Below are 21,954 nucleotides of genomic sequence, written 5' to 3' on the forward strand. Positions count from 1 at the left end.
GACGTTATTTGCAAATTCACAGTCTTTTGAGCCTAGTTTCGGACTCCAATGCAGCTATTCATTAGAAAGAGGCTTATAATCGGTGCTTTGCGGGCCAATAGGGGCTTTAGGGTCCGATAGAATCTCAAAAGTGGATTAATATCGCGAATAAGGTCAGCTGTGTCCGATAGCGCCTTTTGAGCGGGTGCTGACATTGACATCGATATCAGCACCGATTCGACGCTGCCACCGACGTGGACTCTGATGCTAAAGCTGTCGTTAACAAGAACATCGATGCTGACGTAGATAATTGTGGCTAGCACCGACACCGATGCCAGCACCGATTCGACGCTACCACCGACGTGGACTCCGATGCCAGCACTGATTCGACGCTAACCTCGACGTCGACTCTTATGCTGCCACCGACCCCGACTCAGACGCTGCAGCGCAAATGTAATTGGACATACGCAGCTTAGAGTGTAGATAATGGGGATTTGCTGAGTAGTTAAAAGGAAAGATCCCTACTCTAAAAAATAGGCGGGAACTGTCACCTCTTAGGCGAATGCACATACTATACAGCATGCAGTTAAGAACGAGGTTGCTACAAGAAGTGACCCCAAGGAGGAGACAGCGTGGCCGTCATCAAAACGAACTCGGAAGATGTGAAGGTGCTGGCGCGGTTGATGAGAGCGGAAGCTGAGGAAGATGGAGAACTCGGCATGCTCATGGTCGGCAATGTTGGCGTCAACCGGATTCTTGGCAATTGCTTGGACTTTAATAACATTCGGAATGTGAATGATATGGTCTATCAAAGTCCTGGAGGTTTCGAAGCGCCGCAGAAGGGATACTTCTACCAGCGAGCCAGAGAAGCAGATATCCGTCTAGCCAAACGTGTAATTGCTGGTGAAAGAACCTGGCCAGCTACCAATGCTTTGTGGTTCTTCAGACCCGCAGGTGATTGTCCTGCAACCTGGTATAACCAACAAAACACAGGCCGCTTTAAAGCCCATTGCTTCTTTACTCCGACCGGAGAAGATTGCCCGACTGTATTTATCGGCAATTAGCATGGTAACTGTGCAAAGAGAATTACTCAATAAAATGAGTAATTCTCACAGAAAGTTAGTGTGATTTCAATTGTGTCCAAATGTAAGTTTCATTAGTGTCCAAAGGAGCTCATGCTCTGATAAACATTTAGGAGGTTTCAGTAAATGATCGTTCAACCTTACCGCCCCGTAACTTATACCATCGGTAGTGTCTCTTCTTCAGGTATGCCAATGTCTTCCGGAATGCCGATGTCATCAGGAATGCAAGGCATGGGCAGCATGCCACCCCAAGTAAGCAGTGGTAGTCCAATGACTCCAGGGGGAGTAGTAGTTCAGAATCCACCACAAACGTTCGAACAATCCTACATTGAGAATATTTTCCGCCTGAATTTAGGAAAAGTAGGTACGTTTTATTTTACTTATGAGAACAATAAAGACTGGAATGCCAAAGTTTACAAGGGTGTGCTGGAAGCGGCAGGCCGTGACCACATTATTATCAGTGACCCTGCGACTGGCCAACGCACCGTCTTACTTATGATTTATTTTGATTATGCTACCTTCGATGAGCCCCTTACTTACCAATACCCAGGTGTAATTGGCAATCCTCCAACGATGAGAAATTGTCGCTAAATTTAACCTATCTTCGATGAGAAGAACTCCAACGCCAAACGGTTAGGAGTTCTTTTTTTTTGTGATGAATTTATGGAATAATCTTGATAATCATCGCCCATTTTTTTTCAAAAGGACACGCATGCTTGCGGTTTGCCCCAATATATTAATATAATAAATTGTATGAGACTCAAATAACCTTGATATATCAGTGTTTACAAGGGATTTTGAGTCTTTTTTTTATCTTGAAATCACAGAAAAATCACATTCTCGGCAGATCCTTGGGATTTAATATGTTTTGGAAGTGGATTTTTAGTTTGTCACTACTGCTCTGCATCATTCGTTCCGTCACATGGGTATAAATCTTGAGTGTGGTTTTTGCATCATCGTGACCTACACGCTTCATAATCGTTTTGAGATCAATCTGAGAGCCAGACGCTATACTTGCTTCGATAAGCATTGTGATGTGCGTGTGTCGAAATATATGAGGGGTCGCGTGCTTCTTGATGTTTGTTAATTTCATTAGACGAGCCATACGATTAACTAACTTCCAGTTTGTAAATGGTGTTCCGTTGTTATTGGTCAAAATAAACTGAGTCTCTACAAAGTCATCGTGGAGCTCCTTGTATCTTTTATGTCGAGCGGACTGTTTTACCTTTAACCGCTTAAACATCTCAACGATGAAATCATCCACATCAAAGGTGCGGACGGATCCGGTAGTCTTTGGAGGTGTTAATTGGTACGCGCCACTTCCACCCTGTGGAAAGTGAAGTGTTTTATAAATATGAACGTCACGAGTTTCGAAGTTGAAATCAGGCCACTCTAATGCACAAAATTCTCCGGGTCGCACTCCGCTAAACAGCAAAAAATAAAACGTCTCTAGATCATCACCTAAACCGTGATTTTGTAGTACTTCCAGAAATTCTTCAATTTCACTTCTTTCCAGAAATTTTTCTTCCAGTGCATTGTTTTTAGCTTCTAAAACTGTCCTTTGTTTTTTAGGCATTTTAATGTTTTGACAAGGATTATCCATGCGTAAATTTTCTTTGATAATCCATTTGAAAATTAAATTTGCTGTTGAGTGATAACGATAGATGGAATTTATTTCATATCCTTCTGAAAACAAATTGTTGAGCATTTTTTGATGTTGGTTATGTGTTATTTTATCAATATTAGCTCCACCATAATATTTGTTCAGTAAATTAATGTCGGACACATGAGCTTCCACAGTTTTTCCTTTAACTCCGCTAGTAATAATATAATCTTGTAGCCATTCTTGAGCAGCCTCATTGAATTTCATTTTTTTGGCTCGCTTTGTATCGGTTCCACCCTTCATACGATCCACAACTGCCTGAGCTGCGGCGATGGCTTCCTTCTGAGTATCACGTACCCTCGGTACCTGTTGGCGCTTGCCTGTGACCGGATCAGGAGGACCCTCCATGACACACTTCCACTTGTAGCCTTGTTTGTTCTTTGCAGGTATTTTAAATACGCTGGCCATGAGTAGGTCCTCCTAAATTAAAAATTAATAGCATCTTCTAAAGCTTCTATGGTTAGAAACAATTTGTTTGCGTTTTGTCCATGTCGAGAAGCAATTCGCTCCATGTCGATCATTACGTATCCAGAACGGCTCGGAGGGATTAAAAGATCACTTGAACGAACAACAGCGCTATTCCGATTAGAGTTTGGATGGACATCCACGCTTTTAAAGGTTCCATTAACCTCGATGTAGAGTGGCTGATCCCACTTAAAACCTCCACGTTGTTCAATGATAAGCGTGTGGGGTCTAGATAAATCGTCAAGCCCGTAAACACCTCGTATGATTGGCTCAGGAGTTGTCGTGTATGGTAAAGTGTTTTCCTTGGCCACAGCAGTATATGTAAAAGCCGTCATGAATTCAGCGCTAGCAATACGCTCGCGAATCTGTTTCAGACGCAACAGTGCGAATTCTGGAGGAACCTGAAATACGGTTGCAACTATACCTGCCGCTTCTTCTTCGAAAGCAGGGAGCTGCAATTTTTCAAGCATGAAAAAGGGGATGGCTGCGTAAAGACTGAATCGTTCGGCATCAGCTTCTTGCATTTGCTGGAAAAGCTCCGAAATCTGACGCTGATCCCCAACATGGCGGAGCACGTGTCCAAGCTCGTGGAAGAATGTTTTATGCTGTACATCACGTTCATCCTGTTGGTTGATAACAATTACACATAATTCATTATCAGAAAACGATTTAACGCTTTTGAAATGCACCTCAACATTAAAGGCTTCAGAAATTCGTTCTATAGTCAAATCGTTTGGCACCAATATAGCCCTGGAGAGGTAGTGATTTTCAATAGTTTGTTCCAACGGAGTTTTGAAGTATTTGGATAAGTTCATGTTAAATCCTCCAATTAGCGTACATATGTTCTATTTTGTATGTAAAAGAAAAGCCATTGCTGGCTATGTGTAAAACCTCTTTATTTCTGCTCTTTATTTGCTTTATCTAAAGCTCTTTGTCGTGCCTCTCTGATTTCCTTTATAAAATCATCAGCCGCTTTAAATTCCTCTTCTGTCCAGTCATTTGGCCCACCGTAGAAAGTAAGGTTGCTCTCAGGCTTCTTGCGTATATTTGATCTTCCACTTAAGAAATCAGTGTCACAATCAAATGTGTCAGCTATTTTATTCAATGTATCTACTGGTGGTAATTTTGTTCCATTTTCATAAGCAGTGTAGGTTACCCTAGCAACACCAATAAGATCTGCAACAAATTCTTGAGTCCATTTTTGATCCTGTTTCTTTAAGGCCTCTCGTTCACCTTTTATTCGTTTCCCTACTATTTCCATGTACACAACCCCAACTATACAAGATAAGACTATTATAATGTTCCTAAAAGAAACTTGATATAAATGTTCTTAAAAGAAACTTTTATGTTTGACATGTTTCTTAAAGTAACATATAATCAAGCTATAAAGTTACTTAAAGGAACAATGGAGGTGATGCTGGATGAGGAGTTGGTTGAAAGAACTTCGTGAGACATTAGGTAAAACTCATGAGCAGGTAGCTGATGAAGCAGGTATATCGCGGAGTTACTATACAAATATTGAAGTCGGTACTAAAACTCCTGCTGTTCCCGCTGCAAAAGCTATTGCTAGTGTTCTTAAATTTCCATGGGAAAATTTTTTTGAAGACAAAAGTTCCTTAAAGGAACATATTTGAATCAAGGAGGTGATCTAAATGTCCATAGTTGTGATGGACAGCGATGACTTAGAACGGTTGCTTGAAAAAGTTGTATCTCGAGCAATTGAAGTTTACGCAGTACAAGTCCCGACTTCACTACCGCCAGTGCTTAGCATTAAGCAGTTCATGGAACTTCTGGACATTAGCAGACCAACAGCCACTGAGGTTATGAAACGTCCAGACTTTCCAGTGAATCGTGAGTTTGGTAATCCACGGATACCGTCAGCTTTATTACTTCGGTGGATCGATGAACACACCGAGTGGATCGATAATAACGCTGGTGAAGATTTCAAAGCTAAACGCAGACATGCAATCGGATAAAGAAAACCCGCCGAGCTTTATCGGCAGCGGCGGGCAGGGATTGCGGTAAGGGGAATCGCTTAACAACATCATACATCAGGCCTCTGTCCGATAGCATCCCATAAAACGGACAAAGGAGTTGAAATCTAGTTGGCAATCGGACAATTTGGAACCGCACTACAAGACGTATTGAAACGTGCTGGTGATAACCGGCATATTGCTGGAAAAGTAGCTAATGTCGATGCTTCTCAAATCGGGAAAATCGTTAAAGGAACGCGTAAAGCTTCCAGGCCAGTCATGAAGGCAGCGGTTGAGCATTACGATGATGGGCAACTCTCACTAGCAGCTGCTGCAGATGTAACTGGTGGGGCGTTTGCCCCATGGTTAGACAACGTAGACCTACATAGAGCGAGCGTTTTATTTAAAACTATCGAAGAAATGGAAGAAGTGCTGGACGCTTCTGGACATGCTCCAATCAGCAAAACTAATGAACAAATAACGGATGCAGAGCGACATCAAATAAAACGACTGCTTATGGAAACGGTGGAAGCTATTACGGCCCTGACTCATCTGGCTGCAGTGCTATGTAAAGAGTATTCCTTTAGTTGGTTGGGAACTTGGAAGGAGCATCGTGCTGAGCTAAAAGTTAAAAAATATTTGAAATGAGGGAGCGCTTTGGAAAGAGAACGATTGGTTGCTGAGGCAAAAGAAGCGGGTCAGCATGCAGCTCATAACCTGCAGATGATCCGGAAGAATCCGGATGTGATTCTACCAGGAAGGATTGAGGATGCTGAAGACTATCTGAATAATATGATCCGCATCGCAGAAGTAGAAATGGAAAATGACCGCCTGGCAGGGCAGTCACTTGGTTTGAAATCTCGGTTAGAGAATCTCTTGATGTCCATTCTAAACCCGAAGCGTGAAAAGCACAAGGTTACCCTTTGAGATTCAAATGCATTAATAAACTCTTAAAAATCATCTTACGGAGGCTAATAATATGAAATCAACTGGAATTGTACGTAAATTGGACGAGCTTGGACGGATCGTTATTCCTATTGAATTACGTCGCACTATGAATTTGGAGATCAAAGACCCTGTAGAGATCTTCGTTGACGACGACAAGATCATCTTCCGCAAGTATGCGCCTGGCTGTTCGATCACTGGTAGCCAGGAAGATTTGGTTCCGTTTGAAGGGAAACTGTACAGCCGTTCAGTTATTCAAAAAATGGCAGCAGCAGCAAAGATTTAAGAAGGACGGGCACGGGCTTCGGCCCCTGTCTTGGGATGTCGGACCTTAGAAATAACCTTTCCTCCGTCCGGGATTCCAAGATGCGGCTGACGCATCCAAGGTGGTGGCGGATCACATAGGTCAAGGGAGCTGAAAAGGCCGTCTTTATTGGTGCAGTTACTCCCTCGCTCACCTTGCAAATACATAGAAAGGAGGCAGCTTATGCAAATCATTCAAAAGTTAACAGTGGTTAGTAATCCTACACGAGTATTTGAAGTTGGAACCGAGATTGATAGCCATGAAGTAATTGAGATTAAGCAGGTTGGTTCTGAGTATGAGGACCATGTTCATTCTGAGTATGTCGTTCTGGACGAAGATGGCCACATGATAGCCAGTGTCGAGAACGCTCCTGTAATCGTGGAATACAAAGAAATTGCTGAACACGACAACGAAAAATAGCCCACTGGCATGGGCTATCTCAGTTCATTGAAAATCAAATTTTCTTGCCCCCACTATATCATGCTGGGGGCGCACTACACAAGAGGGGGAGTTCATCCATGCGTGGAACGCACACATTTCTCTTACATGAGGGAATCGTTGACTTCATCATCGATGCGGAGACCTACTTTAATCCTCCGGTTCTAAATATCCAGCAAGGCGGGGAATCCATTCAGCATCATTTTAGCAATGAGCAATTGGCTGAGCTGGAATACAAAATCCGGACTTATTTGGATGGTATCCGCTATCCAGAAACACCTGATCAACAATTACTGCTGCACGATGAATGCATTGCAGCCATCGAGGAGGGGATCGCTTGAAACGTATCGTTTTGGAGCGCCTAACGCTCCGTAATTTCAAAGGTATTAAAGAACTTGTCCTCGCCGCTAATGGCGGGGATGCTGATGTCTATGGTGACAATGCTACTGGGAAGACCACTATGTTCGACGGCTTTGTCTGGCTCTTGTTCGGTAAGGACAGCCAGAACAAGGCTGACTTCGAGATTAAAGGTTTGGATGGAGTGGGAAAGGTTCTTCAGCACAAGTTGGAGCACGAGGTGGAGGGAGTTTTCTTGATCGATGGCCGCCGTCGTACTTTCCGCCGAGTATTTACTGAAAAGTGGACTAAGAAACGTGGTTCCGCGACGGATGCGTTCGAAGGACATGAAACGAATTACTTCATTGATGGTGTTCCTGTGAAAAAAGGAGAGTACACCGCCGAAGTTGATTCCATCATCAAAGAGGATTTATTCAAGCTCCTGACTTCACCTTCTTACTTCAATGAACAGCTAAAGAAAGAAGAACGCCGGAAGACGTTACTGGAAGTATGCGGTGATCTTACGGACGCCGAGGTCATTTACGGTAACAAGGAACTTGTTTCATTACCTGGTATCCTGGGAGATCGCGACCTTGAGTCACATAAAAAGGTTATTTCTTCCCGATGCGCTGTGATTAACAAGGAGATCAAGGAACTGCCGGTGCGGATCAGTGAAGTGCAGCGCCAAATGCCGGATGTTGCGGAGCTGGATGAAGAGCTCCTCAAGGAAGATATCGCAATGCTTCGCCGCCGGGTTGAATCCAGCGAGGCAGAATTGTCCCGCATCCTTTCTGGCGGGGAAGTGGCAGTTCAGGAGAAGCGGCTTCGTAAAATTGAAGGTGAGCTTATCGATATCAAGAGTCGGATGCAGTCCAATGTGTTGGATAAGTTGGCTCTCAAACGTGATGAAGTGAACCGGATGCATAACGAGCTGGATAAGTACCGCCGTACAGTAGAGGACAAAGAGCAACGTATCAAGCAGAATGAGCGCTTAGTTTCTGATCGTCGGCAAGAAGCAGATCGCTTGAGAACAGAATTTGCTGAGCTGAAGAGTCTTACCTTCGAACATCCTGAAGGTCATGATGCAAATTGCCCAGCCTGCGGTCAGTCACTCCCAGAAGACCAAATTAAGGCAGCCCACAACAAAGCAGAGGCTGAATTTAATCGTCGGCTAGCAGAGCGTAAGGAGCGTATCAATAATTCCGGTAAAGCAGCGGTGGCAGAAGCTCAGAAATTCGAGGAGGAAATCATTCGGCTACGGGAAGAAATTGAAGGTTTAACCAGTACCCTGAAAATCCTGCAGGCTGAGGTCACATCCGCTGATGATCAGCTAACCGTCCTTCGAGCAGGTGTAAAAGATCCTGCCTCAGATCCGGAATATGCGAGCAAGCAGGCTGAAGCAACTCAAGTTAAACAGCAGATTGAAGTATTGAGAACTTCAGGTGAGGATGCTGCTGCAATAGCTCGTTCCGAAATTCGCCGGCAACGTGCTGAGATCGAAGAAATGGAACGCGATCTAGTCAAATTCGATAGTGTCCGCCGGGCGCAAATGCGGGTGATGGAGCTAGAGAAACAAGAGCGGGAACTTGCATCAGAGTACGAACGCCTGCAGCATGAATTGTTCCTCTGCGAGGAGTTCACTAAGACCAAGGTCAGCATGCTGGATACCAAGATCAACAGCAAATTCAAGCTCGCACGGTTTCGACTATTTGAGGATCAAATCAACGGCGGGATCAAGGAAGTCTGCGACACGCTTTATAGAGGAGTTCCTTATGATGGTGGGCTCAACAATGCGGCTCGAATTAATGTTGGTTTGGACATCATCAACACATTAGGTGAGCATTACGGATTCTCGGCTCCAATCTTCGTAGATAATGCCGAGGCCGTGACGCAGCTGATCGCAACTGACGCTCAGGTGATCCGACTGGTAGTAAGTGAAGCAGATAAACGGCTGCGCATTGAGACGGCAGCTATACAGGAGGCGATTTGAATGTACGACGTTCAGGAAAGCATTAAGGCACAGAAAAATTACTGTGAGGAGCATCAAGATCCTCGCTTCGCGCCAAACGATGGCCGCTGTTGGTCTTGTAATCAAAATATATATGCACCTGGTCATCATGTGTGGAAGGGAAAGTCCGATGGACGTGAGTCATCGGGGATTACTGTTGAAAAAGCAGGTCGGGAGCTTGTTACCGGATGCCCGCACTGCTTCCGATCTTACTGCGATTAAATTTAGGAGGCGATTTAATGAGTACCACTGATCAAACAAAGCAACATATGACACTTGCAGAGATTGAAAAGAAAGAACCGACACAATCAGAACGCTTTATGACCAAAGTCATTTCTGAGTTTGGTTCCAGCGTTGGAGAAGTAGCCCTTACCAACTTTCAGAAACGTCTCGCTCAGAATTACTTTGTCGCTCTGGATGCCATTCTTAAGACAACTGAAGAAAAGCGGTTGAAGAAGTCTGAGAAGTTCCGTGATGCTGTGCCGGTAACTTGGCAACACGTAAACATGGAGAAGCTTGCTCGTGATGTGGTGGCTATGGCAAGGGTTGGATTTGACCCTTCTCAACCTAACCATATTAATCCAATCCCCTATAAAAATAAGCATACTGGAAAATATGATATCACCTTTATTGAAGGGTACCGTGGGATTGAGCTTAAGGCTACGAAATACGGTCTTGAAGTTCCAGATCACGTAACCGTTGAACTGGTTTATTCGAGCGATAAGTTCAAACCGATCAAGAAGGATTCAAAGAATCAGTATGAAGGCTATGAGTTCGAGATCGTAAATGCATTTGACCGTGGAAATATCATTGGGGGCTTTTATTATCATAGTTTTTCCAAGGTCCCGGAAAAAAACAAACTTGTCGTCATGACAAAAAAAGATATCGAAAAGAGAAAGCCTGATCATGCTTCTGCGGAATTCTGGGGCGGAGAAAAGGACAAATGGGAAAATAACAAAAAGGTTGGCACGGAAACAGTTGAAGGCTGGTATGACAAGATGGCCTGGAAGACTATTTACCGCGCCGCCTATGGCGACATTACTATCGACTCTCAGAAGATTGACGATGACTACCTGCGCCTTAAGCAAATGGAAAGTGATTTTGCAGAGGCGGAAGTCGAAGAGGAAATTCGGGCGAATGCAAACGGACCGATTATTGATATTACTCCGAATGGTTCACCGGCGGATGCAGCTAATAGCTCGCCTGCGAATGATAATTCCACAGGTGAAACTGATCCTGATAATTTCTCTGGTGATGTACCTCCTGTGGAACAAGAGATGGAATTTTAATGATTGACATCCAATGTCTCGGCTCTAGCAGCGCTGGTAACGCCTATCGCATATCTGACGGGCATACCGTACTTCTGCTGGAAGCCGGTTTTCCTTATAAGTCGATACAACGGGCGCTTAATTTTAGAATGTCGGACATTGCCGGTTGCCTCATTACACACGAGCACCTGGACCATAGCAAGGCTGCTCCTGACATTATGCGAGCAGGTATAAACATTTATACCAGTCAAGGAACGGCGGATGCCAGAGGGTTGTCAGGACATCGCCTGAAGGTCATAAAGGCGTTGGAGCAGTTCACAATTGATACTTGGACAATTCTACCGTTTGATATTCAGCATGATGTGGAAGAGCCGCTAGGTTTTCTGCTAGCCAATACAGCGGGAGATAAGCTGGTCTTTCTGACTGATACCTACTATTGCCGGCATCGCTTCAAAGGCCTGACTCACATCATGGTGGAGTGTAATTATTCCTTAGAAATCGTTAACAATCGGGTGGCTGCGGGTCACTTGCATCCCGCCCAAAAGAAACGGCTGCTTCGTTCTCACTTCGAATTGGAGAATGTGAAAGAATTCTTGAAAGCCAATGATACCCGGAATGTTGAGGAGATTTGGCTTCTGCACTTATCTGACGGTAATAGTGACGCAGAGCGCTTTAAGAGAGAGATTCAGGAGACTACCGGAGCTCTTGTTAGGGTGGCAGATCGATGATCAACGATAAACCTATGATGCAGAGCATGATGGGGGAGCGGATCTGGAAGCTGATGAATGTAGATCAAGAAGAGTTTAAGCGGGAGACACGAGAATACTTCGCGCGAGCTTACCCAGGCTGGACGGTGAAGCGGGTGAAATATCCGATCGTTTACCTCCAGGATGATAGAGATTGATATGAATGATTTATAGGGGATGATTGAATGCCCGAAGACAGTTACCCGTTTCCGACATACTCAGGGCTTTTGCAGCCACAACATTACAAACAAATAGGCAGCGCGATATGGCTTTTCCTGTGGTGTATCAGCTCCACGACATCGGAGAAGGAAAGAGAGGGAACTATCTGGGGTATTGTCCTCGGGAACAAGCCGATCCGCAGCAGTGAGTTGGAGGAAACTTTCGGAGTGACCGGAAGAACAATCCGCGATTGGATTAAAAGATTAGAGGAGCATGGTTACATACGAGTGACCCGCGCTCCATATGGACTTATTTTCAGTGTTCGGAACTCAAAAAAGTATCAAAATAGACCGGAAGTAAACTTCCACTCTGACGATGGAGATAGGAAAAAAACTTCCGATCTGGAGGATGGAGATAGGAAGAAAACTTCCGATCACCTGGAAGAAAACTTCCGATCTAATAAAGATATTATAAAGATTTTGATTGATAGATGGATTAATGGTTTGGAAGAAGATGATCAAAAAGAGTTGAGTTCAAGATCCGGGGTGCTGACCGCCGCTGTGGGTGCCGTCTCCACAGGCCAAATAGATCTTGATAAACCGACAGTCGAACAGCGTGTCCTTAAAATCGAACAGTATTACATGCAACGTAATGGGCTACTCAGTTCCGTTACTGCCGATTGGGAACATGTTCGTGAGATTGCGAACGAGGCCATGCCGCTGGATCTCGTATACTTTTTCATCGATCTGGCAATTGCCCGAAAGAAAGCTAAACGGAGGAGACCTTCGGACAAGATTCGGACGTTCTCGTATTGCAAAACCGTTATTTATGGCTGCTGGGATGAATTGTCCTCATTTCTTGAGCGGTACCTAACTCCCCCTGCATCTTCAAAGCAGGGAACAGTCGCCCTGGGAGCCTCAAGAGAGCGTCGAAAAAGCCAACGTCAACAGGAAATTGAAGATTTAGAACAGTTCATCGAGGAGGAGAAGAAGCGTGGAAGTGGTTGAAGTTGCTCAGCTTTATCGAGAGATTAAGAAGCATTTCCCGTTTTTTGATGCTTCCGTCGAAAAGGTAAAAGCAGATTATAAATATCTCAAAGATTTTCCGGCGGAAACAGCCCAAGAGAATATTGATCGCTATATTCTGACTGAAACGGTAGAGCCAAAGATTGCAAACATCCGTGGCCGCCTGGGCGATTTGCAAGATAGCCAGCGCAGCAAGGAAGCTGCTGCAGAACATTTCGCCAATCTCGATGAGTGGGGTTCTAGCGATAAACCACCACCTGAAGGTTACTGGGAAACGGTGAAGCGGAAGCTTCGAGGTGAAACGGATGCTTGATCGTGAGGTTTTTTTAGCAGCAGCAGGAATTGAAATGCCAGTTGACCTTCAAGCCGAACAAGCGGTACTAGGTGCGTCCTTGATAGACCAGTCGGCTTATGAAGCTTCGGCAGATATATTGCAAGGTGGGGAATTTAGCGACGAAGGACATGCACGGATATACAGAGCGATGCGTCGTCTCAGCAATGCGGAACAGCCTATTGATTTGATCAGCCTGACTTCACAACTGCAGGACAGCGAGGAAATCGACAAGGTTGGTGGGGTTAGTTACCTGTCGAAGTTGGCTCATGCAGTGCCGACAACAGCGAACGCAGCCTACTATGTTGAGCGAGTACAGGAGATGTTCCTTCGTCGTCAAGCGATTGATACGGCCCTAGATCTGCTTCGTAATGCTGGGGAGGAGCAGGATGTTAAAGGGTTCGTTGCAATGGCTGAGACTGCTGTATCTAAACTCTCAGACCAAACGGTTCCAGTACGTGAGTTTATTGGGATCAAAGATGCATTGATGCAGGTATGGGAAGAGGCAGAGCAGCGGTACAACGTCCGTGATATAAACCGCGGAATCACAGGGATTGAGTCTGGGTTTACTGATCTTGATAAGATGACTGCCGGATTCCAGAAAAACGACTTAATTATCGTAGCGGCACGGCCATCGGTCGGTAAAACGGCTTTTGCACTGAACATTGCTCAAAATGTCGGAGTACGAGCGAAGGAGACTGTCGCTATCTTCAGTTTGGAGATGAGTGCCGCGCAGCTTGTACAAAGAATGATCTGTGCTGAAGCCCAGATCGATGCCAGTCGTATGCGAACAGGGAAGTTTGAAGGTGATGATTGGGAACGCATGGCGATGGCCGTTGGATTATTGTCGGAGGCGGATATTCACATTGACGATACCCCTGGTATAACGGTGAATGAGATTCGTGCCAAGTGCCGGCGGTTGAAGAAAGAAGGCAAGCTGGGAATGATCGTGATTGATTATCTGCAGCTCATCCAGGGTAGAGGGCGCAGCGGTGCGAACCGGCAGGAAGAGGTATCACAGATTAGCCGAACCTTGAAGCAAATAGCCCGGGAACTTGAAGTGCCAGTCATTGCGTTATCCCAACTCAGCCGTGGCGTTGAGCAGCGGCAGGACAAGCGTCCGATGATGAGCGATCTTCGTGAGTCAGGTGCGATCGAGCAGGATGCAGATATCGTAGCTTTCCTGTATCGCGACGACTACTACGATAAAGAGTCAGAGAAAAAGAACATCATTGAGGTCATTATTGCCAAGCAGCGTAACGGCCCGGTGGGGACCGTCGAACTTGTCTTCATGAAGAATTTCAATAAATTTGCTAATTACGAATATGTGCATGAGGGAAAAACGCTGGCAGGGAATGCGAAGAACATTGCAAAGCGCCAATGGGCGCAGTAAAGGAGCCAATATGGCAGAGCGATTTTACGGGTTTTGCTTCTCTGAACCAGGCGGCTGGCATACACCTTCGGTGACACTGAACACTCCGGAGGAAGTTTATCGCTATACACAGCTTCACGGTAAGGCAGGGATGTTCCGCGAGGTACGGGTGACAGATGGCGGTGATTCTATCGTCGTACAGATGATTGACGGCCAGTATGTGTGGCCTGAAGAGTGGAAGCAGCTGAATAAGGGGGATGGAGAAGATGAAGCAGGGAAAACGGCCGACACGACGGCAGAAGGAAACGATCCGGGCCAGTCGGCTTAACCCGAATAATTGGCTGGTTGAGCGGGAGACGCCTGCGGAACTGGTGCTGATCCCCAAGATCAGCGTCGAAGGGAAGACGAAGAAGCGGACGATCCGCAAGGGTGCCTGATGAGCGGGCGGAATTACTGGCACGTGTATAACCAGATGCGTCGTCATTATCTAGATACCGGAGTTGCCCAGGGACGTACGGATCTGCTAGCTGAGTTTTCTGACATGGAGCCAGCGGAAGTGGACGAGGGTATTGCTGAGTTCGAGTTAGCAATCGGTATACGAATGAGGGGAGTCGATCTTAATGGTTGTAAAGAAGCGTAAGCCGATTGATCCGTTCTTTCAGCAGCAAAATTACTTCATGGTTGTGGATGAAACTGGAGCGATGGCAGGTATGGTATATGTGCTTGATACAGCAATGATGCCGGTTAAGCATCGAGGAGGGAAACGTAATGATTCAGTTTACGGTTTACGGAGAACCGGTCGCCCAGGGCCGGCCTAAATTTAGCACTGCCGGTGGATTCCCGAGAGCCTATGATCCCGCCAAATCAAGAGATTATAAGGATTACGTCCGATTGGCTGCCAGTGAGTATGCGCCAGCAGCACTGCTGGAAGGACCTCTCGGAATTGCGGTTACTGCCTTCCGCTCTACACCTAAGAGCTTTAGTCAGAAAAAAGCAGCAGCTGCAGAGCGTGGTGATATTCTCCCAGTGACTAAGCCTGATGCGGACAACTATCTGAAGGGCGTTAAGGATGCGCTGAAGGGCATCATCTGGAAGGATGATAGCCAGGTTGTGGACGCATTCGTAAGGAAACGGTACAGCGCACGACCACGCATTGAAGTGAAGATCAAGCAACTCCAATAAAACCAAAGGGGAATGATTCGAATGATGAAGGATCACGCGAAATTTACAGGAGAAATTGCTAAGGGCATTAAAATTGGAGAGTCCAGTGTTGAGGTGAAACTACTAATTCCACTGAAGGCAGCACTGCCGCACTTGCTCTTCCTGAGCAGTAATCAAGGGGAAGAAGTTAACGTATTCCTTGGCGACCCACAGGCTGCCTTTGATTTCAGCGAAGAAGATGAGGTTTATCGTGAGGTTACAGGCCGCCGTGTCACCACTGATGCTTCTGGTGTCGTTATGAGCGCAGATAAGATTGGTGAAGAAGATCCAGATCAGGCTAACCTTTTTGAACAGCAAGAGGGGGTTATGGACGGCGAGCAGAAGAATGATGATATCGAGATTGTTGAGCCGGATGCGGAAGAAGACACTAATGGCGTTCAATCATCTGAAGAAGATATTAATGATGGCGGTTCTGATGAGCATTCAGAGGGTGAAGAACTCGAACCAAATTGGATGAATGATGGAGCTGGAACTGACGGCCAAGATAACGAAGGCGATCCTAATGAATCAGGGGAACAAGTCTTGAAAGGTGAAAGTTCTGATCTTGGTGAAGCTTCTGCAGATGAGACAAGTAAGGAAGAACTCGACGCCTTTATCCTTGCTGAACGTCCAATTTTTCCAGAAGTCGAATATGATGGACAGCCAATCCCGTTCCCTGTTCTTCTGGAGAAACGTATCAAGGAAGATAAAACTTGGCGCGAAATCGCTAATGAAAATGGTATGACCAGTGGGCAGCTGTCAACCAGATGGACAGCTTATCGCAAGCTGGCAGCAAAGAAAATGAAGGATGGCGGAGGAGCAGCGTAAGCTGCTTTTCTCTTACCCAGGGAGGTGCCACCTTGATCTTTGCAGTTTATGCTCTGGCAATTGATAAATATATCGAAGTGGTTTGGGAAACGGCAGTGCGGAAACATCGGATTGCAGAGCTTCGGACACTGATCGACCATGCGCTGGATGAGCGAGATGAAGAGAGCTTTTATCGGTATTCGACGGAGTTAAAAAGATTAAGGAAGGGGGAGTGAAGAAATGAAAAACCTAATACAGGTAGAGCTAGAGAAGCTTGAACCTCGGATTAAGTGGGTTACAAATATGATCAATGAAGCTGAAAATGAGGGGGTTTACAACGAGGGAGATCCTCAAGAGATGTATCTTCGGGGTATGTTTTATCAGATTAGCAGTAAATTGGACGAGGTTAGGCGGTATATACGCCAAGTGACGGCACCTGTGATTGAAGAAGGTATACTTCACAAAGGGAAAGATGGTAGGTACACAGCAGGAAAACATGCCTACTACACATCTGGTGCGTTAATTGAGTACTTGTATGTTGATCCATCCGGAGACAGTCGCTGGATTTATTCACATGTAGAGCACAATGGCAATGATTATTACATCGTTAGCTCCCCAGATTGTTCCATGGAAGGGTTGAAAGTTCGAGTTAAGAAGCTCCCTCTCTGGGATTAGGAAACAGCCCCAAACTGGCGCGGTGCGACTTTGAAGAAACTATAGGGTTCTCTGTGATAACGGTACGCATCCGGTTCACTGGAAGGAGGCCGAAGCTGAGTTGCTACGCCGTCGACGCATACTGTGAAGCAAAAGTATTTACAACTTAGATTTCTCTTTATACTTTGACCAATTTATCCAAGATAAACTTAAAAAACCTAACACCATAAGAAGAATTTGTATTGGATCTCGATTAATATCAAATACAATTCCGATGCCAACAGCGAGAGGTATTAAAGTAATAGAAATAATGGAAATCCATTTATAAATATTTTTATTTTGCTTCTTTGCGGTATTCATATTTTAACCCCTTTAAAAAACTGGTAATTATTACGTAATGTATTATATCATACCAACTTATACTGATGACCAAATACTGTACAGTACGAAGACACATATAGCGAAGGAAGGTGTACGTATCTCATGCGTAAAATCATCCGCAAATTGCTAGGACATAAGATCGTCAACAAGAACCGAATTTGGTACAGCTATTGTCTGCGATGCGGTAAAGACAAGGTTTGGGGAATGTATTGATCTATATTATGAAGGAGAGTGAACGGAAATGAAAATAAATGTAGTTGAAAATGGTAGCAAAAGCAAACTGATAGCTATGCTTTTAGAGGATAATGGCAGCGAACGTGAGCTAGTACGAACGGATAATGGCAGAGACGACCTGCTTAATAGAATCGACGATATGGGCCTATCTCACCTTACGGTAGAGTTCAAATAGTACGAAGATTAAACGATATGCAAAGACCCCCATTACCTTGGCCGGGACGGGGGTCACTCTTCTAATCTATTCCTCTTGATATTATAACATAAAGGGGAGTAGGGGGATGGCGATGGCATGGGAACAGGATGAGCTTTTTCCAACAGCAAACGAGACAGAGATCCAGCGGACGAAGTTTCTCCTCTGTAAATATAAGAGTATGAAGTTACTAATGAGCGATTACGAAGATTTTACAAGAGATTTGCAGCAAGTGGCTGTTGATGGAGAAGTTGCGCGTAGGATCGATCAAGATGAACTGCATGCTGATAAGGCGGCAAATGCTGTCATTCTGTTAGAAAAGCAACGTTGGGTGTATGAGCAGTACCAGCTCTATACTGGGGTAATTCTGCGGGCGGTGGGATTAATTCAAGACGATGATGCAAAGCGTGCAATACAGCACAAATACATTGAGGGACATTCATTTAAGGAGACAGTAATGTTTTTTCGGTATGGCATGAGTGATAGTACAATTCGGCGAAAGATCCGTGAAGGAACCGATAGTGTTGCAAATACATTAAAACTGATAGGTTTTTTTGGAATTGACGAATTGAAATTTTAAAATGAATTTTCATAGAAGTAGGGCCATTCAAATGAATGACCCTATTTTTTTATTTGTAATGCTGTATAATACAAATTTTGCTAAAATATAAGAGAGGATCAGCAAAAAAAGGGGGCGCACTATGGGTATACCTGAAGAACAACTTCAAAGATGGTCGAATCAGGGAGCGACTATTACTCCTAAAATGGTGAGAGAAAGAATTGAAAGAGCACTTCGAGGAAATTTATCTATTATTCGTAATAAGAACAACTTGCAGATATTTCTGCAAGGATCGTATCGGAACAATACGAATATTTTTGGAAATAGTGATGTGGATATAGTAGTCCAGTCTAATGATACATATTTTTATGATATCACTTATCTTACTGAGTACGAAGATACAGCATTTCAACAAGCTTTCATACCTGCATCTTATACATGGAGTCAGTTTAAAAATGAGGTTTTGAAAACACTTGAAAATGAATTTGGCAGTTCAAATATTACGGTAGGAAATAAGTCTATCAAATTGTTGATAAATGGATTTGAAGCTGATGTAGTACCGTCCTTTCAATTTAGATCCTACAAAAAGTTCGGGAATTATGAACCTACCACACAGTATGAAGAGGGGATCATACTCTTTACTACTCAGGACGAAAAACGGGTAATAAATTATCCGAAGCTACATATTAAGAATGGTTCAATGAAAAATGAATCTGCTATTCAAAATTTCAAACCATTTGTTAGAGTTTTTAAAAATCTACGAAATAAACTAATTTCGAACGGGAAAATAACAAAGGAGATGGCCCCTTCATATTTTATAGAAAATCTCTTGTATAACGTACCTAGTTATTGTTTTCATTCAAATACTTATGAGCAGAGGGCATATAATGTGCTTTCTTGGCTGGATAAAAACCGGTTCGAGATGGGGGGCTTTACTTGTCAAAATGAAAAAGTTCTACTTATTGGTGAATCACAAGAGCAGTGGAGAAGTATTAACGCTTTAAATACTATAGACGAAGCTATTATACTTTGGAATGAGTGGTGAATTTATGCATGAATATAGCATAAATAAAAATCGTAATAGGACGTTATACTTCTTAGTTATTTTTTCTGTTTTTATTTCATCGTTTTTAGTAAAACTTATTAATCACATCCCTTGGCAATTCGTAAAAATACCAATAACTACATCTCTGATTTTTGGAATACTGTTTTGGCTTTTCGATAAATTTTTGTGGAAGTGGATCTCTAAATATGAAGGAACACCTGATCTAAGTGGAACCTGGACAGGAGTTTTAATGTCCTCATACGACCATTATGAAGTAAAATACCCAGCAAATCTCGTTATAACACAACACTGGACGAAAATCTGTATTAAGGGGAACTTTAATACAACGCTTTCGAAAAGTAGCATCGCCTCAATAAAAACTGATGAGGCGAATACACAGCTTTTTTATGCATACTCAAATGACGGAGACAAAGGAAGCGGGCTAGATGTTCATAACGGGTATACAACTTTGTATTATGATTCAGTCGCACAGACATTGAAAGGAGAATATTTCAATAACCGTTCAATAGGTGGCAGACATAATAATGGGAAACTAATTCTTAAAAGAGAAGGGGATTTAACTTGACCGTGACTTGACTGCAACTTGCCTATATGTTGAATACCATATGACACTTTTTCCGTGCTACTATGAGATTGTGGAAATAAGACGAGAGAGACACGGACGCTCGTCCCTGAGGCATTTAACCGGGGCGTACTTCCTCTCGCTTTTCTATTTTGAATAGTGATCTACGATTAGCCCGCCGATCAATCCAATTGAAAGGACTATTGCTATTCGAATCAATGCTTTTTTTATAAGTTCTCGCAATGTAATTCCTCCTCGGATTCATTTTTTACAGTATAATCCATCAAATGGTAGGTGGATATGAAAGAGTTAGAGATTTTGAGGATTCGAGAGTCCTCGCACCAGGAATGGTCAGAAATCGGGTTTGGTCCTTTTGGCTCTCATTTCATGTGGTCAGTAAAATGGTCTTATCCTCCTATGTTACAAAGTCCGTAAAGATTTTAAGCAAAGAGCGCAGCGCATTTGCTGCGGATGCAGAGCGGACGCCGTTCTATAGATCGGACTCATGGCATGATTGAATTGAATATATATTTCGAAGTCGCTCATTATTGGGCGGCTTTTTTGTATTGGGGGAATTGATTTGAAGAAGAAGCAACAGCAGCGGCGTTTAAAAGATTCAACTCAGCAGCCGGTTAAGTGTAAGGGCTGTATATGGGGTCGCTGGGAAGGAACAGCGCAGTTTTGTTCCATGATTAAATGCCAGAAGGAAAAAAATCCCTAGATGTCGAAGTATGATGCTAGGAGGGATTTTATGTCGGTAAAAGAATGCTTTGTGGTTTCCCCAATCGGTGAAGCTGGTTCTGAAATTAGAAGAAGAGCAGATCAAGTTTTAAAACATGTCGTTATCCCAAGCGTTGTCGAATGTGGCTTTGATGTCGAAGATGTAGTTAGAGCAGATACAATCAGTAATCCTGGTGCGATAACTCATCAAATTATTACGTCGATAATAAATTCTGATCTTGTTATTGCAGACCTGACTGGTAACAATGCTAATGTTTATTACGAACTAGCTATCAGGCATGTTTTAAGAAAACCTTATGTCCAAATATGTGATGTTAATACCGCTTTACCTTTTGATGTGAAAAATCAAAGAACTATTATGTTTGATTACAAGGATTTAGATAGTGTGGCTGACGCTAAAAGATTGTTAGTTGAGTATGCGAAAAGTGCGCTTGCGCAACCTGATAGTTTAATGACACCTATTCATGAAGGATTAATTATTGATGGTTTGTTAACAAGTGAAAAACCTAGTGAACAAATATTGGGAAAGTTAATGGAGAATGTAGCTGATTTAACTAATGAGGTTAGAAGAATTAGTGGGAATTATTCAAGTAAGGAAAGAAAAATCAGAAACAGTATAGACAATTTTGATGAAATAGACGATGAGATATTTGAATATAAGAAACTTAAAAGTGAAAAAATTGGATTAAGCCAGCTAAGAAAGTTAGAACCAATTGAACAGGGAATGGAAGTTAGTCATGGAAAATGGGGTATTGGCGAAGTGATTAAGGTGAAAGGAGAGTTATTGGAAACAGAAGTAACAATATCATTTCCTCCTCCAGTCGGTTATAAAAGGTTATTAGCTGCATTTGCGCCATTGGAAAAAGTTGAGTAGTTTTTTAGCAACCAACTCAAAAGGAGGAGCAACCTCCAGAATCTATCTACGCAGTAAAGGGGAATATTTCTTCATGTTGAAATATGATGTGGGGAGGTGATAATATGATCAATGTTTTTGTGCATGTACATGATGAAGGTGAATCTGAATGGGAGAATGAATGTCATCTATTTAGTAGAGTGCCGATAGAAAAAGAGTACTTCGCTTTATCTCATGATGGAAATTGGTACGAAGTAGAGATGGTAGTCCATACCCCGTTTGATCAGGAAGTCCAAGCCGAAATTTATGCAGTTAAAGTTGACCATATGGAAATTAAGAGAAGTAAGTTAAACACAGAATCCGGATTCGACTTTGGCGTATTGTCAGCACCTTAACAGGTGCTTTTTTTATGCCTATAAAGAGCCTTCTGTAAGCCGTTCTCAGACCCTGAATGCAGGAACGAGTATTTGTGTGGTAAAGGACGGAAAAGAGAAGGAGGGGTGATTCTCTTCGTCTCCCGCTGAGTTTCTGCCTGCCCAAAGATGAAAAACCAACTTAACTCAAAGGAGGTAGTTTTGCATCAGATCCCTCCTTGACCTAAATCGCCTAT

Annotated in this window: 35 protein-coding genes; 31 read left to right on the plus strand and 4 right to left on the minus strand. The window is 43.7% G+C overall.

Annotated features, from left to right (window positions below):
- Positions 1-611: 611 nt before the first annotated feature.
- Both MHH63_RS11200 and gerQ read left to right on the plus strand, forming a co-directional pair.
- Complete coding sequence (locus tag MHH63_RS11200; protein ID WP_036687557.1) at positions 612-1,043, plus strand: cell wall hydrolase; 432 nt, start codon at positions 612-614, stop codon at positions 1,041-1,043.
- Between the two features lie 144 nt (positions 1,044-1,187).
- Positions 1,188-1,652, plus strand: a complete 465-nt coding sequence (gene gerQ / locus MHH63_RS11205; RefSeq protein WP_036687556.1) for a spore coat protein GerQ — start codon at positions 1,188-1,190, stop codon at positions 1,650-1,652.
- Between the two features lie 241 nt (positions 1,653-1,893).
- Here gerQ and MHH63_RS11210 read toward each other — a convergent pair whose 3' ends face one another.
- The 3 genes from MHH63_RS11210 to MHH63_RS11220 all read right to left on the minus strand — a co-directional run bounded on the left by MHH63_RS11210 (position 1,894) and on the right by MHH63_RS11220 (position 4,450).
- Positions 1,894-3,132 carry a tyrosine-type recombinase/integrase gene (locus MHH63_RS11210; RefSeq protein WP_341171502.1) on the minus strand — a complete coding sequence of 413 codons (1,239 nt, stop codon included), beginning with the start codon at positions 3,130-3,132 and terminating at the stop codon, positions 1,894-1,896.
- A 17-nt stretch (positions 3,133-3,149) separates the two neighbouring features.
- Entirely contained in the window at positions 3,150-4,004 is an 855-nt protein-coding gene (locus MHH63_RS11215) for an ImmA/IrrE family metallo-endopeptidase (protein WP_076220786.1), read from the minus strand.
- Positions 4,005-4,084: 80 nt separating this feature from the next.
- Positions 4,085-4,450 carry a helix-turn-helix domain-containing protein gene (locus MHH63_RS11220; RefSeq protein ID WP_076220787.1) on the minus strand — a complete coding sequence of 122 codons (366 nt, stop codon included), beginning with the start codon at positions 4,448-4,450 and terminating at the stop codon, positions 4,085-4,087.
- Positions 4,451-4,622: 172 nt separating this feature from the next.
- On the opposite strand from MHH63_RS11220, the gene MHH63_RS11225 reads away from it, so the two are divergent.
- The 23 genes from MHH63_RS11225 to MHH63_RS11330 all read left to right on the plus strand — a co-directional run bounded on the left by MHH63_RS11225 (position 4,623) and on the right by MHH63_RS11330 (position 16,776).
- Positions 4,623-4,823: a helix-turn-helix transcriptional regulator gene (locus tag MHH63_RS11225; protein WP_445321754.1), complete on the plus strand. Its 201-nt coding sequence runs from the start codon at positions 4,623-4,625 to the stop codon at positions 4,821-4,823.
- Positions 4,824-4,841: 18 nt separating this feature from the next.
- Entirely contained in the window at positions 4,842-5,165 is a 324-nt protein-coding gene (locus MHH63_RS11230; RefSeq protein WP_081383892.1) for a hypothetical protein, read from the plus strand.
- Positions 5,166-5,294: 129 nt separating this feature from the next.
- Entirely contained in the window at positions 5,295-5,810 is a 516-nt protein-coding gene (locus tag MHH63_RS11235; protein ID WP_341171503.1) for an XRE family transcriptional regulator, read from the plus strand.
- Positions 5,811-5,819: 9 nt separating this feature from the next.
- Positions 5,820-6,089, plus strand: a complete 270-nt coding sequence (locus MHH63_RS11240; RefSeq protein WP_341171504.1) for a hypothetical protein — start codon at positions 5,820-5,822, stop codon at positions 6,087-6,089.
- A 52-nt stretch (positions 6,090-6,141) separates the two neighbouring features.
- On the plus strand, positions 6,142-6,393 hold the full coding sequence (locus tag MHH63_RS11245) for an AbrB/MazE/SpoVT family DNA-binding domain-containing protein (RefSeq protein ID WP_341171505.1): 252 nt from the start codon (positions 6,142-6,144) through the stop codon (positions 6,391-6,393).
- Between the two features lie 201 nt (positions 6,394-6,594).
- Complete coding sequence (locus MHH63_RS11250; protein ID WP_340970051.1) at positions 6,595-6,831, plus strand: hypothetical protein; 237 nt, start codon at positions 6,595-6,597, stop codon at positions 6,829-6,831.
- A gap of 98 nt (positions 6,832-6,929) precedes the next feature.
- A complete protein-coding gene (locus MHH63_RS11255; protein WP_340970048.1) occupies positions 6,930-7,190 on the plus strand; it encodes a hypothetical protein in 261 nt (86 codons plus the stop codon).
- Positions 7,187-9,175 carry a hypothetical protein gene (locus tag MHH63_RS11260; RefSeq protein WP_341171506.1) on the plus strand — a complete coding sequence of 663 codons (1,989 nt, stop codon included), beginning with the start codon at positions 7,187-7,189 and terminating at the stop codon, positions 9,173-9,175. The genes MHH63_RS11255 and MHH63_RS11260 overlap by 4 nt, the downstream gene beginning before the upstream one ends.
- Entirely contained in the window at positions 9,176-9,415 is a 240-nt protein-coding gene (locus tag MHH63_RS11265; RefSeq protein WP_341171507.1) for a hypothetical protein, read from the plus strand.
- A gap of 17 nt (positions 9,416-9,432) precedes the next feature.
- A complete protein-coding gene (locus tag MHH63_RS11270; RefSeq protein ID WP_341171508.1) occupies positions 9,433-10,482 on the plus strand; it encodes a recombinase RecT in 1,050 nt (349 codons plus the stop codon).
- Complete coding sequence (locus MHH63_RS11275) at positions 10,482-11,189, plus strand: MBL fold metallo-hydrolase (protein ID WP_341171509.1); 708 nt, start codon at positions 10,482-10,484, stop codon at positions 11,187-11,189. Before MHH63_RS11270 ends, MHH63_RS11275 begins: the two co-directional genes overlap by 1 nt.
- Positions 11,186-11,365: a hypothetical protein gene (locus MHH63_RS11280; protein ID WP_341171510.1), complete on the plus strand. Its 180-nt coding sequence runs from the start codon at positions 11,186-11,188 to the stop codon at positions 11,363-11,365. Before MHH63_RS11275 ends, MHH63_RS11280 begins: the two co-directional genes overlap by 4 nt.
- 27 nt (positions 11,366-11,392) lie before the next feature.
- Positions 11,393-12,373: a hypothetical protein gene (locus MHH63_RS11285; protein ID WP_341171511.1), complete on the plus strand. Its 981-nt coding sequence runs from the start codon at positions 11,393-11,395 to the stop codon at positions 12,371-12,373.
- Positions 12,360-12,704: a hypothetical protein gene (locus tag MHH63_RS11290; protein ID WP_076220250.1), complete on the plus strand. Its 345-nt coding sequence runs from the start codon at positions 12,360-12,362 to the stop codon at positions 12,702-12,704. The genes MHH63_RS11285 and MHH63_RS11290 overlap by 14 nt, the downstream gene beginning before the upstream one ends.
- Complete coding sequence (gene dnaB / locus MHH63_RS11295) at positions 12,697-14,115, plus strand: replicative DNA helicase (RefSeq protein ID WP_341172002.1); 1,419 nt, start codon at positions 12,697-12,699, stop codon at positions 14,113-14,115. The genes MHH63_RS11290 and dnaB overlap by 8 nt, the downstream gene beginning before the upstream one ends.
- Before the next feature lie 10 nt (positions 14,116-14,125).
- A complete protein-coding gene (locus tag MHH63_RS11300; RefSeq protein WP_341171512.1) occupies positions 14,126-14,422 on the plus strand; it encodes a hypothetical protein in 297 nt (98 codons plus the stop codon).
- The gene (locus MHH63_RS28580; protein WP_445321755.1) at positions 14,361-14,531 is read left to right on the plus strand and encodes a DUF6906 family protein; all 171 of its coding nucleotides are present in this window, start codon (positions 14,361-14,363) and stop codon (positions 14,529-14,531) included. The genes MHH63_RS11300 and MHH63_RS28580 overlap by 62 nt, the downstream gene beginning before the upstream one ends.
- Entirely contained in the window at positions 14,531-14,734 is a 204-nt protein-coding gene (locus tag MHH63_RS11305; RefSeq protein ID WP_341171513.1) for a hypothetical protein, read from the plus strand. Before MHH63_RS28580 ends, MHH63_RS11305 begins: the two co-directional genes overlap by 1 nt.
- Positions 14,715-14,912: a hypothetical protein gene (locus tag MHH63_RS11310; RefSeq protein WP_341171514.1), complete on the plus strand. Its 198-nt coding sequence runs from the start codon at positions 14,715-14,717 to the stop codon at positions 14,910-14,912. Before MHH63_RS11305 ends, MHH63_RS11310 begins: the two co-directional genes overlap by 20 nt.
- The gene (locus MHH63_RS11315) at positions 14,863-15,276 is read left to right on the plus strand and encodes a RusA family crossover junction endodeoxyribonuclease (protein WP_060622088.1); all 414 of its coding nucleotides are present in this window, start codon (positions 14,863-14,865) and stop codon (positions 15,274-15,276) included. The genes MHH63_RS11310 and MHH63_RS11315 overlap by 50 nt, the downstream gene beginning before the upstream one ends.
- 21 nt (positions 15,277-15,297) lie before the next feature.
- Positions 15,298-16,122 carry a hypothetical protein gene (locus tag MHH63_RS11320; RefSeq protein WP_341171515.1) on the plus strand — a complete coding sequence of 275 codons (825 nt, stop codon included), beginning with the start codon at positions 15,298-15,300 and terminating at the stop codon, positions 16,120-16,122.
- A gap of 32 nt (positions 16,123-16,154) precedes the next feature.
- The gene (locus tag MHH63_RS11325; RefSeq protein WP_341171516.1) at positions 16,155-16,337 is read left to right on the plus strand and encodes an IDEAL domain-containing protein; all 183 of its coding nucleotides are present in this window, start codon (positions 16,155-16,157) and stop codon (positions 16,335-16,337) included.
- Between the two features lie 4 nt (positions 16,338-16,341).
- Positions 16,342-16,776: a DUF5348 domain-containing protein gene (locus MHH63_RS11330; RefSeq protein ID WP_341171517.1), complete on the plus strand. Its 435-nt coding sequence runs from the start codon at positions 16,342-16,344 to the stop codon at positions 16,774-16,776.
- Positions 16,777-16,914: 138 nt separating this feature from the next.
- Here MHH63_RS11330 and MHH63_RS11335 read toward each other — a convergent pair whose 3' ends face one another.
- Positions 16,915-17,115, minus strand: coding sequence for a hypothetical protein (locus tag MHH63_RS11335; protein ID WP_341171518.1), 201 nt, complete (start codon positions 17,113-17,115; stop codon positions 16,915-16,917).
- Positions 17,116-17,377: 262 nt separating this feature from the next.
- Between MHH63_RS11335 and MHH63_RS11340 the strand changes: the two genes are divergently transcribed.
- The 6 genes from MHH63_RS11340 to MHH63_RS11365 all read left to right on the plus strand — a co-directional run bounded on the left by MHH63_RS11340 (position 17,378) and on the right by MHH63_RS11365 (position 21,739).
- Positions 17,378-17,545 (plus strand): hypothetical protein, encoded by a 168-nt coding sequence (locus MHH63_RS11340; RefSeq protein ID WP_341171519.1) that lies wholly within the window; start codon positions 17,378-17,380, stop codon positions 17,543-17,545.
- 112 nt (positions 17,546-17,657) lie between these two features.
- A complete protein-coding gene (locus MHH63_RS11345) occupies positions 17,658-18,143 on the plus strand; it encodes a hypothetical protein (RefSeq protein WP_341171520.1) in 486 nt (161 codons plus the stop codon).
- A 121-nt stretch (positions 18,144-18,264) separates the two neighbouring features.
- Entirely contained in the window at positions 18,265-19,167 is a 903-nt protein-coding gene (locus MHH63_RS11350; protein ID WP_341171521.1) for a nucleotidyltransferase domain-containing protein, read from the plus strand.
- Positions 19,157-19,753 (plus strand): Cap15 family cyclic dinucleotide receptor domain-containing protein, encoded by a 597-nt coding sequence (locus MHH63_RS11355; protein ID WP_341171522.1) that lies wholly within the window; start codon positions 19,157-19,159, stop codon positions 19,751-19,753. The genes MHH63_RS11350 and MHH63_RS11355 overlap by 11 nt, the downstream gene beginning before the upstream one ends.
- A gap of 748 nt (positions 19,754-20,501) precedes the next feature.
- Positions 20,502-21,365 (plus strand): hypothetical protein, encoded by an 864-nt coding sequence (locus MHH63_RS28585; RefSeq protein ID WP_445321756.1) that lies wholly within the window; start codon positions 20,502-20,504, stop codon positions 21,363-21,365.
- A gap of 104 nt (positions 21,366-21,469) precedes the next feature.
- Positions 21,470-21,739 (plus strand): hypothetical protein, encoded by a 270-nt coding sequence (locus MHH63_RS11365; RefSeq protein WP_341171523.1) that lies wholly within the window; start codon positions 21,470-21,472, stop codon positions 21,737-21,739.
- Positions 21,740-21,954 lie beyond the last annotated feature (215 nt).

Source organism: Paenibacillus sp. FSL H3-0310 (assembly GCF_038002785.1).
GTDB classification, from domain to species: Bacteria; Bacillota; Bacilli; order Paenibacillales; family Paenibacillaceae; genus Paenibacillus_AQ; species Paenibacillus_AQ odorifer.